Genomic DNA, 12,751 nt, shown 5'->3' with positions numbered 1-12,751 from the left:
TGGTTGTTTATGTAAAGTTTAATCTTTACATAGTAACGTTGTAAGCGTAAGTTTATTTGAGAGTGGCTAAAAGGGAGATGTCTCATGGCAGAACTGAAAAATTTCAATCTCGCCAGAGTTGAGAAGCGAATAGACTGGACAGGCGAGCTGTTCAGCTTAAGAGTATCTGGCGCTCCACTTTCCTTTAAAGCTGGTCAATTTACCAAACTCGCGTTGTTAGACGAGAATGGCAACCCAATCAGCCGTGCCTATTCCGTGGTGAATGCTCCGAGCGAACAGTTTGACTGGCTGGAGTTTTTGATTGTTGCGGACCCTCAGGGACAATTGTCGCCAAAACTGCAAAAGTTAAAGACTGGTGACAGTATCTATGTTGGTGAAACGGCACACGGAGATTTGATCCATGATTCGATTCCCAAACAAGCACATGACCTTTGGTTGCTTTCAACTGGTACCGGTATCGGGCCATTTTTGTCATTGTTAGATGACATTAACCTGCTTCCTCATAACGAAAAGATTGTTTTGGTTCATGGTGTTCGCTATGAGAAAGACCTGGTGTATAAGTACTTAATTGAGCACTTAGAGCAGCGCTATGAAGGCCGATTAAAGTACGTGCCTATTGTTAGCCGAGAAGCAGTGGAAGGTAAGTTACAAGGCCGTATTCCCGACTTTATTGCCTCAGGAGAGCTGTCTAATCGAGCGGATGTGCAGTTCTCACCTTGCAGTAGTTTTGTGATGTTGTGTGGCAATCCAGCAATGATTAAAGACACATTGCCAGTATTGCAAGAACGCGGTTTAGAGAAGTTTCGAGTCAATACTGGTGGTAACATCATTTACGAGCGTTACTGGTAAATCGGAACCATTAAAGCTCAGCAGTTGTTGAGGTTATTACAGTACGAAAAAAGCCACATTAAATGTGGCTTTTAAACTCAGAAAGACCAAACTTATTGTTGGTTGATGTACGCTTTAAAGCGAGCTTTGGTTTCAGCATCCGCTTTTTGGTACCAGAAGTGCAGCATTTCTTCTGCGGTTGAATCTGCTTTTACTGCCGCACGTGCTTGCTTCATATCTTCAGGGATTTCAGCGGGTAACGTCATTGGCTGAACCATCGCTCCTGCGACAGCAATTGCTGCCACGCCACCAGTTCGATTGTAATCTTCTACTTCACGAACATAGTCACGGCCAATCTGCATACCTTCTTTGATAAGCTTGTCTTGCTTAACGGCAATCGCGTTGCCAGATGCATCAACCAGTTTCCAGTCTAAGTCTTTGATATTGTCTTCTGCATCATTCAAGTTGCGGTACTCTGGAAGTTGAAGTGCCAGTTTAGAATCTGAAGACGTAAAGCTGGTGACAATCACGTCGCTTTCAACACTGACACGGTCATTGCCTTTGTTGAAAAACGGAGTAAATCGGAATACGACCTGGTTAACGCCATCAGGTAACGTTAGTGTTCTTTCTGAGGCAAAGAAGCCGCCATCCAGCTTCACTTTTTCACCGTTTGCTGCGAGTACCGAAACGTCGTCAGGAACACTAACCGTTACGTCAGCGAATGCCATGCTACTCATTGCCAGAGCGAGCGCGCAAGTTAAAGGCTTGATCAATTTCATTGTTTTTATCCTAAGCACTATTTATTAGTGAGCATCGAGAGTGCATCGTTATGCGTTTGATTGCAACAATCAAGTGTCATTAGTTTGAAAATTTAACATTAGTTTCATTTTTCATCGTTATTGAGATGAAAATGTGACACCAATAAAAACAAACCGCTGCAATGCAACGGTTTGAAAGATTGTGAGTATCGGATTAAGGCTTGGTGAGCTTAAATACCTGCTCCGTTGCCAGATTCACTTTGGTCTTTTGCTTCCTCCAGCAAGTCGCCCAATTCCTCTTGCTGTTGGGCTTTCTCAATGCTTAGCCACCAAACGAATAGCTCATACCAAATTGAAAGAATAACCGCGCCAAGGAAGAGGCCTACGATACCGTAGACAAGCATACCGCCGATGGCACCAATCAGGATAATTGGCATCGGAGTGTCCACGCCTCGACCCATCAGCATTGGCTTGAGCAAGTTTTCAGAAAGCGCACCAACGACCGCCCATACGGTAAACAAGGTTGCAGTCGTGCTGTCTTGAGTCATGTACATGTAGCCAATCACAGGTAGCACTGCAAGAAGAGCTGGTAACTGAGCGATACACAAAATCATCAGTATTAGAGTAAGCAAGCCAGCTGCAGGCACGCCAAATACGAAGAAACCCGCACCAATCAGCAACGCTTGAATCGCAGCGACACCGACAACGCCAAGTAAAACGCTTTTAATGGTTGCTGCAATGAGCGTCGCCCAGCTTTTTGCATTGTCACCTGCGGTACGAATGGCAATGGTGGTTAGGCCAGATGCCAATGATTCTGAGTAAGTCATAAAGCCAGCGGCAATCGCCAAAGACAGAATAGAAAGCAATACACTACCCAGAGCGCCACCCATCATGCCAAGCAGGGAAGTCAATGCTGACTTAATCTGAGGCATAAAGGTTTGAATTGCTTGTTCTAAATTCGTCGAGAAAAGTGTCCAGGTGTCGTAGAGCTTACCACCGACAAGTGGCCAGTCTGCAACCGATGGCTTCGGCCCAGGTATTTTGACATCACCGCTCTGGAGTACTTGCAGTGCATGGGTTGCACCGTCGTAAATGGAACCAGAAACCATCACAAGCGGTGTCACTAACAGCGCGATACCAAGCAAAGCGATGGTGGTTGCTGCCAAACCACGCCTGCCACCATAGGCTCGCTGAAGCCTTTTAGTGACGGGTAAAAGTGCCACTGCAATGATCGCCCCCCAAATAACGGGAAGGATGAAAGGCCTGATGATGTCGTAAGTAAACATAAACAATACGAAGATCAAGCCAATTCGTATTGACGATTCCACCATATTACTGATGAAAATCTTACTTTCATTTCTTTCCGATGATTTATCCATTTTTATTTACCTGATGATCAATGTTGGAACTGACGAGGCTAGAAACCACAATAGCCATATAAAACACACCTGTAATGGCCTCTAAATAAACGATGACTTGAGCCAACGGAGTCAGAGGACTGATATCGCCATAACCAAGAGTGGTCAGGGTGACGAAACTGAAATATGCCGCATTGGAGAAGTTTTGCCCCCAGGATATCGCCTCCATACCGGTGAAAGCCTGTGGTGAAAACTCCAGTAAAATGAGGTAGGCGATGGCCCACATCAAACCCAGCAACAGGAATAACGCAACAGACCCAATGACTTTGTTACTGTTGACGTGACCAGTAAACAGGATTTGTCTTGCAATAGATTTAAAGGTGCCAAAGAAAAACGCAAAGGTTAACGCGAGCATCACGACGTTCATTTCTTTGATATGAAAAATCGTTTTTATCACGATGACCAACACCCATACTGCGAAAAGAGTATAGAGGAACCGAGACCAGGTTTTATCGAATCGTAGACTAGCAAAACACACGATGAACGTGATTATCGTAAACGCCTGTAAAATATGCTCGATTGCCCCTTCATCCACCACCTGAGCAGATGCTCCGCCAATCAACAAAACGATGAGTGACAGTGTGAGATAGAAGAAGTTATTTTCTTCATTAATGTTTTTGAGTTTTTTTCCAATGACCATAGTTGTTCTCTCACTTAGTAACTATTCATTGTTTTCTGATGAGTCTTTCATCACCATGATGGAAGCGGAAAGGCCAAATCGAAGCTCGATATCTTCTGGCAGTTCTTTAATGGCAATACGCACAGGAATGCGCTGTGCCAGACGAATCCACTGGAAGACAGGGTTAACATTTGGCAGCAGGTTATAACCGACGGTACCGTCTCGTGGCGCGATACCCCAGCCGATAGAATCGACGGTTGCGTCAATAGGTGTCTCTGGATGAGACATCAGCGTCACTTGTGCTTTGCTGCCAGGCTCGATTTGCTGTAACTGGTTCTCACGGAAGAAACCAAATACCCAAAAGCTGTGTTTGTCGATAAGCGCAAGCAGAGGCTGGTTGGCAACCGCTTGAGTACCGTTGCGGATATCCAGGTTAGAAACAAAACCGTCGACGGTCGCATAAACCTTGGTATAGCTAAGATTCAATTTCGCAGACTTTAACTGCTCTTCTGCCGCCTTGATTTGTAGTAGAGATTCTTCATAGGCAATCTCACGGCGGATAAGATCTTTGTGGGATACTGCGCCGCGATCTTTCGCCCGGATATCCGTTAAACGGTCGTACTCGATTTTCTTACCGCGAGAGCTGACGATGGACTTTTCCAGTCCCACTTCTGCTTGCGACAATGCAACCTCGTAGGTGGTTGGGTCGATCTCAAACAATAAATCGCCAGTTTTGACTTCTTGGTTGTCTTGTATCGCAACGTTCACAATTGGACCGGATACGCGAGGCGCAACTTTGATGACATTGGCACGTACCTGACCATCTCGCGTCCAGGGATTATTGAAATACTCTTCATACTTTTGATAGCCGAGCCAAGCTGCGCCACCAAGAATGACAAGATTGAGTGCAATTACGAATAGTTTTTTCATCTTGTTTGGCACCTAAAATTGAATATAAAAGCTGTCTATCGCCACCACATAACAGACCATGATGGCGATGAAAGTCAGCGACGGAAAAGCGATAAAACGAGATAAGCGAGTCTTGTTTAACAGGATGACGGTTATCCACGTTGCGGTGACCGCAAGAAACAGCACCAGCAGTAACGGGGAAAAGTACACATCACCCCAAGAGAGTTCATAAGGCATTATGGCTCCTCCCCTTTAGGCGGTTTGTCACCAGCCCGTTCAATAGGAAGTGGCGGTAGAACTCGGTTTTCTTGGTCTAAATACCCGTCCCAGTCGGTGCGTTCGACCATCTGTTTCGCAATCTCGTCAGATAAAAACGGCTTACCGGTTTGTGCTTGCCAACCCCCACCAAGGGACTTGTAAAGAGCGACGACCTGGTTGGCAACATTGCCTTTGATAGAGGCGTAGTTATCTTCTGCTCGCGTCATTTTCTCTACTGAGTTCAGTAGACGCTCAAAGGAGATTTGGCCGTTTTCGTATTGAGTCATCGAAATGTTGAAGGCACGAATCGAAGAGTTTACCGACTGCAAACGTAGCGATTTTTGTTCTAAATACAGGTCGTAAGCTTCTAACGCGTTGGTGACTTCATTGACGGCCTGCAGTACTTTTTTGTTGTAGTTGGTTAAGGTTTCCTGAAAGCTGGCATCTTCGTAGCGAATGTTATTTTTCACACGTCCATATTGGAAAATGTTCCAACTAAACGCTGGGCCTGCGACCATCGTGAGTGAGTCACTGAAACTAAAGCTACTGCCATCCGGTACGGTACTGTCGATACCAATCGAGCCAAACAGAGAAAAACTTGGATACAAGGCCGCTTCTGCCACACCAATTTGGGCGCTTTGCGCGCGAGCTTGCATCTCAGACACTTGCAAGTCTGGTCGGCGCATGACCAAGTTGGCGTCGATTTGTGTCTCTAACAATGGTGGACGCGGGACAATCGAGTTTTCGTCATTGCCAGATAACGCCGTTTTTCTACCTGTTGATTTAAATTGTGCTTCGTATTCGGCGATACGCTCGGATAGACCATTTGATGCCAGAATGGTGTCGACTTCTTCTGGCAACAAGCCTAACAGAAGTGCAATCGCGGAGCGTGACTGCTTCATCGCAATTTCAAGGCTGGGCTGGGCGGCTCTTGTGGTGTACAACTGGTTTTGTGCTTGTTGAACGTCGAGCTCGGTCACGTTACCTGAGTCGAATTGGACTTGAGTAATATTGACCACGCGCTCTTGGATCTCGATGTTTCGTTTAGAGAGCAGAATACGTTCTTGGTAGGTTCGATAGTTGATGTAATTGCGCACCACTTCTGACGTGATGGTTACCATAATATCGTGGTAAGACGCGATCGTTGCATAGTAACCCGCTTCTACCGATTCAATCCCGCGAGCATATTTACCCCAAATATCCATCTCCCAAGCTGCATCAAATGAGAGCGCAGCATTGTTGAACCCTTGATCGTTGACGTAAGCACGTGCCAAATTACCGGATACGGTTTGTACCTGTGGATACTGCAAGCCTGATGCAACGCCAACTAAGGCACGGGCTTGGACAATACGCAACCCAGCGGCTTCTAAATCAAGGTTTTGCTGGCTCGCCAACTCAACCAGTTGATTCAGTGTTGGGTCATTAAATTGTTGCCACCACTGCTGTACCTTTTGCTCAGATTGCTCGGTATCCTGTACTGCGTTTTGCAATGACCAATCACTTGGTAAAGCAGATTGCTGGGGATGGACATAGTCTGGCCCCACAGTTGTACACGCACTGAGCCCAATCAGAGTCATTATGGCGAGGCTTGGTTTCGTTAGTTTTTGAAGCATCATACCCCTACCTTTAAAACCGCTTCTGTTGTAAGTTCACCCAATCGATATCCTCGTAGGTTTGCTTGCAATGTTTAATTGCTTCGAACACGTTCCGTTTTAAATTCAGCAAGATATAAAAACCAGCTATCTCTGAATAAGCGTAGTCAGATAAATCCAATTCATTAAAAAAATCTTCCAGCTTATCTTCGAAGGATTGGTAATCCTGACTGTATTGATTAAATACGGAGTCGAGTTCTTCTGTTACCTGGTGGCTGGCTAATGCACCCGCCATCAAAGGAATGATGGAGTCACGATGTTGTTGACGGAGCTTGTTTATCAAAGGGTTAGACAACAATTTTTTCTCTGCAACCATGAGCACGTTTATGTGGCTGCATAGCACGTCACAAGCTTTGCTGAATGCACCGATCGCCTCTGGTGTCGTTTGGTCAAAATGTTTGTGATTGATTTTGGAACCCCACACTTTGAGTTTTTTCGCAGACACGTTCAATGTGACTATGTGCAAAGCACGCTTAAGTGGCGTGAAAAAGGATTCAGACTGTTTTTGATAGGTGACAAACAGAGCTCGTGTATGCCGGAAATAGCGTTCTTTTATGGTTAAGAATAGGTGCTCGGGTCTTGAACTGAACGGAAAATAATGAGCAAAAATAATCATGAATACGACCAAGTAAAACAGTGTCATGATCGTCATTAAGATCCCGAAGTGGTAGAACATATTATTGTCCAGCCCAAGTACAAATAGGCCGACCATGTAGAAAATTGTTATCGGTCCGTTGAACAAGTAAAAACCAATAAATGTGTAGATAAAGATAAACAGGCCTAGCTCCAGACCGAGATCCAGTTGCGGCAAAATGAATAAATAAGATGGCACCGCAAACAGGAAACCAAAGGTGAATAACACCAATAGTAAAATTGGATGCACAGGAACAAACGACAACAAAGACATGAACATGGTCGAGAAAATCACAAATGAGTAGCCACCCGGAGGGTTAAAATAGATCCAGATGAGCCCTGCAACCCAGTAGGTTACGAAGGTTTTGACTGCTGTTTTGAAGTTTTCTGCATCCCACCACAAGAACTTGCCTTTCGATTCTGGCAGTTCAATGTTGAACGAGACATTGTTCGTCACCGAGTCAATACAGCTAATGCTTTCAGCCAGGCGTGAGAGGTTCTGATGCATGGATTCCAGCAGAAACCCTAAAGTGATTGCCGAGCCTTTAGTCAGGTGTGGTACCGAATCTAGCAATTCTTGATTGTATTCAACCTTAAATTCTTTAGTGCGGTAAACGTGTTCATTGTCTTCCCAAACCTGCTGACAGGTATGGAATAACTGTTCTATTTCCGCGATCGTTTCGTCAAAGTTAGTGATGCACTGACGATCTTCTTCAAGGCTAAAATGGCTATGCACGGCAACCGATAATTGCTGAGTAATTTGTTTGCTCAGGTGAACCGCCAAGCGCCACTCTTTTAAATACGCGGAGACGTCACTGCACTCAACACTCACAGTTGCAAATCGTTGCTCCAGACTATTTTGCGCAGCAAACATTTCTTCGGTGAGCTTGTCGATATTGAGTTGTGAGGCTCTGTGTTCTGATTCCTCTGGTGATTCTGAACCATCGGCAGAGTCAGGGTGTGATTCATGACTTTGCTCAAAACTATGCACAATCGTAGCGAATAACGCTTGCTGAGTTTGATTTAACTGCTCAATTAGCTGACGCAGATTTTGTTCGGTTTTGACTGGGAATAGAAAAGTACCGACCAATGTATAGACAACCACGCCAAAAACAGTCATGTAGGCGCGATCAACACCGTAAAGAAAAGCGCCGTCCGCATCACCACCATTGGACATCATTAACGTCATCACCCCGGTAAGCATCAGCAGCGTAGGGTCTTTTTGGTAAGCGTTACGAAAATAAAAGATGAATGAAACGACGAGCGACACGCTCAGCATATACAGCAGGCGATCTTGTGCGAAGAGTCCAACCAGCAACAAGCCGACAACTGCCCCGACTAGGGTACCGAGAACGCGCAATGTGCCTTTTGCGAGAGACTCTCGACGACTGCCTGTTGTGGCAATCAGCATCACCGTTGTCGCTGCGGTAGACGCCTGCGGCCACCCCATAGCAAAGGGGATCAGATAAGCCAGGGTGAGGCTAAGCGATACTTTTATAGCAAATTTAATTTTGTCGTTCATAGTCAAAGTTTGCTCAGGCTTATCGTTTCAAGTTGATGAATTTGTTAATAAAAAGTTGGTTTAGGGTTGCAGTTCCAACTATATTTTGGTTGGCGGAATATAGCGAGCAAAAAGGAGCAGATTGTAAATCTTGTGTCAAAACTAAATGCATATAAAGCGATCAATTTACCTGTATCCCTTGTCATTACTAGGGGCATTGGGTAAATGCTCAAAACCACTACTTTTACGTGGTCTTATTTATGAAACAGATTTACTGGTTTTTCCTAGCCAAGATTTCTTTAAATCTATAAATCGCCTGATACTAAATAGGGGGCATTTGTTTGGTGTCATCTATGCCACACCTTTAAAAAGCATAGATGATGAATGGGATTTTGAGAGGAAAAGTTTTATTTTTTATTAAGTTGTAGAGTTTTTACTATTCTTTATTTGCATTTTGGGAGCGAGATAAAAAAACCAGCGCGATGCCACCTAAAATGATTGTGCTAGTGAGGACGGAATGAATTGAAAGGGATTCACCAAGCAGAATAGACCCAAGTACTAGGGCAATTACGGGTACCGAAAGCTGGCTTACCGCAGCTTGCAGTAGAGTCAGTTGCTGGATTACGTGATACCACAGTAAATAACCAATCCCTGATGCAAGCACACCGGAGGTGATCGCGAGTGAGATGCCTTCAATGGTGAGATTGACCGAAGAGAGAAGAAAAGGGGAGACCAGTAAACTGATTACCGAGGCTGCAATAAAACCCCATGCGATTCCGCTACTTGGTGAAGGAGCATGCTTACCAAGTGCAGTAAAGAGCGCCCAGCAAACGCCAGATATCACGATAAGAAGTGTCGACCAAATATCAGGACGAGTCGCTGATGGAAGCATCAACCAAGCGAAACCCAGAATGGAGACGGCGATACCAATCACTTCTAAAGTTTTAAATCGTTCGCCTTGCCACCAATGTAAAGTCAGAAGCGTCAACTGTACTGCCCCAAATAAGAGTAGGGCGCCTGTTCCTGCATCCATATTCAAATACGCGTAAGAAATCAGTACCGCATAGCCAAACAATGTCACACCGGCGAGAACTTTAAAGCGACTTGTTGGTTTTTCAGAGTGCCAAGTTCCGGTGATAAGGAGAAAAAACACCAGCGTCGTCGCCCCGGAGATCAACCGGATTATCGTGAAGCTTCCCGCATCGCTCAGTCCATCTACCAACGCTGCACGACATAACAGTGAATTGGCGGCAAAGGCGAGCATCACAACAACGGTCAGCAAAAAAGTAAACATCTTCAATCCTTAAATTGGGTGCATAGAATGAGTGTAGCGGCAAAGTGATTTATTCAATTAGTTGATTAAGTGATTAGTTATACCGGTTGTCTTTTGCTGCCTGGGGAGCTAGCTGATGATCATTTGACTAATGATAAAATCATCACTAAATAATTTAATTTTACAAATTGTAGGGCTTTTGTTAAATATTTGAATAGAAAGGAATAGTCCGTAATTTCTTTCGCTCTGTTAGGATTTTTCCTACACCTATCTTGTGATACTTCTTGCTATCTTTTCCGAAGGCTGGAACACAATCAATATAAACATGTGTTCTTAACGTCAGGCTATAACGAAAAAGAAAGACTACAATGAATGAATTTGTTTTGCGATTGATGAAATGCGCGCGTGCTTATGAAAGCTTCATCGGTAATAAACTGCTGAGTAAACAAAGCATTAATACTGAAGAATTGAAAAATATACGAAAAGAAGCACTAATGCGATTCCCGGAGTTAAAAACGCAGCACCTCAACCAAGTCAAAGAAACGGTGGAGTTCGAGTTATTTAACAAAGTACTGCACAATACCATGTTAAAAGTGGGCTTTCGTATTCCTGAAGGCAAAGCCGCCGGTACAACCGCGATTTACATTCGTCGCTAGAAGAAAAACAGCCGTCCAATGACGTATTGCGTGTCTTGGAGGCTGTTTTCTTATCGTAAGACACAGCGGGTGAGCCGCTATAGCCTGAGCTGTTTCTAACTCAACTCACATTTGTTGTTAGATTGGCGTCTGCGTATCCAACCCAGCCATCCCGCTATCATCAACAAGCCAGTCCCGACAGCGCCACCACTACCACCACTGTCACCACTGCCTCCATCATCACTGCTGTCTTCAAAGATCCGAGAGTCACCTTCACTATGGTAATCTTCCGTTGCGGCTAACTCAGCGTCATAACTGGTTTTTACGCCAGCGCTGGTTTGCAGTTCAATCCAAGTGGTGTAGTTCAGAACTTCGGTAAACACACTCGGTATGGCGGCAGATTCACAAATGGATGAACCATAACTGACAATACCAATCTGTTGATACATGCCGTTGCTGTCTACGTAGGTGAGCGGGCCGCCGGAATCGCCACGGCATATACCCGTATAATCTCTGCCCTCAAAGCCATTTGCACATAAACTTTCTTCAGAGTTGAAGCCTGTCACTAACGAAGCACACTCTGCGTCAGTCAGTGGGTCGACTTCTGCCCAGCGCAAATAATTTGGCACTGAAGTGTCAGTGGTTGAGGTCTGCCCCAAGCCAAATATTTGATAAGCCGATGCGTCACTGTAATCTCCGAAATCTTGTGGCAAAGTAATGGATTGCACGTTATCAGTGATTGGTCGGGCAAGTTCTAGCACTGCCAGATCATTAATCCATAAGTTGTAGGGCGCATAGCCTGGGTGAATCGTAATTCTACGAACATCTTTAAATTCGGAGGTATAAACGTCATCCATGGTCGGGTTTTTCACTAACACACGTAAATCATCAGTGTTCCATCCGTTTGTGAATACCTCTGACTCCACACAGTGTGCGGCGGTTAAAATGTAGCGATCATTCACGATAGAACCACCGCAAAGGTTAGCGAATTCACTAGACCCAGTTTTGTGTAGTATCAAGCGAGCAAAAAATGGTAATTGATTCAAAGTGGTAGGCTCACCACCAATGATAGCAACAGATATATCTTGTGGTGATAGATTGGTATCTGTATCCGCTAAAGTCGTTATAGGCAAAATGAGGAAAGTCCCGAGCAAAGCATGATGTAACCTCATAACCTTATCCTTATTGTTAGATTTGTTATTACATTTACTTTAGTCAAGACTCCAACAAGTACAACATTGCTTCTATCCAGTCTCATTATTCATACTCGATGAAGGGGCTTGGTCAGGAAAAGAGGCATGCTGGCAAGTGTGGATAGGGGGAATTGAGGTTTTATGTCCTGCATCCTGACAACGTTTGGGTATACAATGGCTGAAAACCTGCAAACCAAAGAGAGTAAATGATGGAATTTAAGGTTGATACCCACACACATACGTATGCCAGCGGTCACGCTTACAGTACGTTGATTGAAAACGCTCAGTCGGCAAAAGAGAACGGGCTCGAAATGTTCTGCACCACCGATCACGCAGAGTCAATGCCGGGTGCACCTCATTATTGGTTTTTCTCCAACCAAAAGATTCTGCCTCGTTACCTCAACGGTGTTGCCATCATTCGTGGCGTTGAAGCCAACATTCTTAATATCGAGGGCGATATTGATATCCCTTTGAGCGTTGACCGGAACCTTGATTGGGTCATTGCCAGTTTTCATGAGCCAGTCTTTGTTCCATCCAATAAAGAAACCCATACCGAAGCACTACTTAATGTGATCCAAAGTGGTCGCGTTGATGCACTCGGGCATCTGGGTAACCCTAATTATGACTTTGATTTCGAGACGGTTTTAAAATGTGCGCAACAACATAACGTTGCTATTGAGATAAACAATACAACCCTGAAAGGCAACAGCCGTGTGGGTAGTGTTGAACGTTGTCATGATATCGCTCAAATAGGTAAAGAAGTGGGGGTTTTCTTTACCACAGGCAGTGATGCACATTTTTGCCATGATGTCGGTAATCTCGATCTGGTGGGTGAACTGATGGACAGAGTCGGTATTAAGAGTGAGAACGTCATTACTCACTCGGCTGAGCAGTTTTTGTCGTTCCTGGCGCTTCGTGGACGAGAGCCAATTGCAGAATATGACGAAATGCTTAACGCATAAACTTGATTACATTTTGGGAATGCACCCCAAGCGCGTTTCCTTTACACTGCGAAGCTCAACTATCCGAATCATCCTTAATGAGGGGTGATCGTGATAAACAAAGCCGACAAAG

The 12,751-nt window shown here is 44.8% G+C and carries 12 protein-coding genes; 3 read left to right on the top strand and 9 right to left on the bottom strand.

Features of this window, described 5'->3' with window-relative positions; all coding sequences use genetic code 11:
* The first annotated feature begins 84 nt into the window (after window positions 1–84).
* On the top strand, window positions 85–849 hold the full coding sequence (locus VEJY3_RS23700; protein WP_014234970.1) for a ferredoxin--NADP reductase: 765 nt from the start codon (window positions 85–87) through the stop codon (window positions 847–849).
* A 92-nt stretch (window positions 850–941) separates the two neighbouring features.
* On the opposite strand, the gene VEJY3_RS23695 is transcribed toward VEJY3_RS23700, so the two are convergent.
* The 8 genes from VEJY3_RS23695 to VEJY3_RS23655 form a co-directional block, all read right to left on the bottom strand.
* Window positions 942–1,607 carry a DUF2057 domain-containing protein gene (locus VEJY3_RS23695; RefSeq protein ID WP_014234969.1) on the bottom strand — a complete coding sequence of 222 codons (666 nt, stop codon included), beginning with the start codon at window positions 1,605–1,607 and terminating at the stop codon, window positions 942–944.
* Between the two features lie 209 nt (window positions 1,608–1,816).
* Window positions 1,817–2,965, bottom strand: coding sequence for an AI-2E family transporter (locus VEJY3_RS23690; protein WP_014234968.1), 1,149 nt, complete (start codon window positions 2,963–2,965; stop codon window positions 1,817–1,819).
* Window positions 2,958–3,644, bottom strand: a complete 687-nt coding sequence (locus VEJY3_RS23685) for a potassium channel family protein (RefSeq protein ID WP_014234967.1) — start codon at window positions 3,642–3,644, stop codon at window positions 2,958–2,960. Before VEJY3_RS23685 ends, VEJY3_RS23690 begins: the two co-directional genes overlap by 8 nt.
* A 21-nt stretch (window positions 3,645–3,665) precedes the next feature.
* Window positions 3,666–4,553: an HlyD family secretion protein gene (locus VEJY3_RS23680; RefSeq protein WP_014234966.1), complete on the bottom strand. Its 888-nt coding sequence runs from the start codon at window positions 4,551–4,553 to the stop codon at window positions 3,666–3,668.
* A 12-nt stretch (window positions 4,554–4,565) separates the two neighbouring features.
* Window positions 4,566–4,769, bottom strand: a complete 204-nt coding sequence (locus VEJY3_RS23675; RefSeq protein ID WP_014234965.1) for a DUF1656 domain-containing protein — start codon at window positions 4,767–4,769, stop codon at window positions 4,566–4,568.
* On the bottom strand, window positions 4,769–6,406 hold the full coding sequence (locus VEJY3_RS23670; RefSeq protein WP_041170443.1) for a TolC family protein: 1,638 nt from the start codon (window positions 6,404–6,406) through the stop codon (window positions 4,769–4,771). The genes VEJY3_RS23675 and VEJY3_RS23670 overlap by 1 nt, the downstream gene beginning before the upstream one ends.
* A 10-nt stretch (window positions 6,407–6,416) precedes the next feature.
* Window positions 6,417–8,597, bottom strand: coding sequence for an FUSC family protein (locus VEJY3_RS23665; RefSeq protein WP_014234963.1), 2,181 nt, complete (start codon window positions 8,595–8,597; stop codon window positions 6,417–6,419).
* A gap of 415 nt (window positions 8,598–9,012) precedes the next feature.
* Window positions 9,013–9,870, bottom strand: a complete 858-nt coding sequence (locus VEJY3_RS23655) for a DMT family transporter (RefSeq protein WP_014234962.1) — start codon at window positions 9,868–9,870, stop codon at window positions 9,013–9,015.
* A gap of 347 nt (window positions 9,871–10,217) precedes the next feature.
* On the opposite strand from VEJY3_RS23655, the gene VEJY3_RS23650 reads away from it, so the two are divergent.
* Window positions 10,218–10,505 (top strand): hypothetical protein, encoded by a 288-nt coding sequence (locus VEJY3_RS23650; RefSeq protein WP_014234961.1) that lies wholly within the window; start codon window positions 10,218–10,220, stop codon window positions 10,503–10,505.
* Window positions 10,506–10,600: 95 nt separating this feature from the next.
* On the opposite strand, the gene VEJY3_RS23645 is transcribed toward VEJY3_RS23650, so the two are convergent.
* Complete coding sequence (locus VEJY3_RS23645) at window positions 10,601–11,656, bottom strand: trypsin-like serine protease (protein ID WP_014234960.1); 1,056 nt, start codon at window positions 11,654–11,656, stop codon at window positions 10,601–10,603.
* 230 nt (window positions 11,657–11,886) lie between these two features.
* On the opposite strand from VEJY3_RS23645, the gene VEJY3_RS23640 reads away from it, so the two are divergent.
* Window positions 11,887–12,639, top strand: a complete 753-nt coding sequence (locus VEJY3_RS23640) for a phosphatase (RefSeq protein WP_014234959.1) — start codon at window positions 11,887–11,889, stop codon at window positions 12,637–12,639.
* The last annotated feature ends 112 nt before the right edge of the window (window positions 12,640–12,751 follow it).

The sequence above is a fragment of the Vibrio sp. EJY3 genome, from assembly GCF_000241385.1.
In the GTDB taxonomy this organism is placed as follows: domain Bacteria; phylum Pseudomonadota; class Gammaproteobacteria; order Enterobacterales; family Vibrionaceae; genus Vibrio; species Vibrio natriegens.
This window is presented reverse-complemented; position numbering and strand designations above follow the sequence as displayed.

Coding starts and splice junctions, on each gene's coding strand:
- VEJY3_RS23700 (WP_014234970.1), top strand. CDS start 85: ATGGCAGAACTGAAAAATTTCAATCTCGCCAGAGTTGAGAAGCGAATA.
- VEJY3_RS23695 (WP_014234969.1), bottom strand. CDS start 1,607: ATGAAATTGATCAAGCCTTTAACTTGCGCGCTCGCTCTGGCAATGAGT.
- VEJY3_RS23690 (WP_014234968.1), bottom strand. CDS start 2,965: ATGGATAAATCATCGGAAAGAAATGAAAGTAAGATTTTCATCAGTAAT.
- VEJY3_RS23685 (WP_014234967.1), bottom strand. CDS start 3,644: ATGGTCATTGGAAAAAAACTCAAAAACATTAATGAAGAAAATAACTTC.
- VEJY3_RS23680 (WP_014234966.1), bottom strand. CDS start 4,553: ATGAAAAAACTATTCGTAATTGCACTCAATCTTGTCATTCTTGGTGGC.
- VEJY3_RS23675 (WP_014234965.1), bottom strand. CDS start 4,769: ATGCCTTATGAACTCTCTTGGGGTGATGTGTACTTTTCCCCGTTACTG.
- VEJY3_RS23670 (WP_041170443.1), bottom strand. CDS start 6,406: ATGATGCTTCAAAAACTAACGAAACCAAGCCTCGCCATAATGACTCTG.
- VEJY3_RS23665 (WP_014234963.1), bottom strand. CDS start 8,597: ATGAACGACAAAATTAAATTTGCTATAAAAGTATCGCTTAGCCTCACC.
- VEJY3_RS23655 (WP_014234962.1), bottom strand. CDS start 9,870: ATGTTTACTTTTTTGCTGACCGTTGTTGTGATGCTCGCCTTTGCCGCC.
- VEJY3_RS23650 (WP_014234961.1), top strand. CDS start 10,218: ATGAATGAATTTGTTTTGCGATTGATGAAATGCGCGCGTGCTTATGAA.
- VEJY3_RS23645 (WP_014234960.1), bottom strand. CDS start 11,656: ATGAGGTTACATCATGCTTTGCTCGGGACTTTCCTCATTTTGCCTATA.
- VEJY3_RS23640 (WP_014234959.1), top strand. CDS start 11,887: ATGGAATTTAAGGTTGATACCCACACACATACGTATGCCAGCGGTCAC.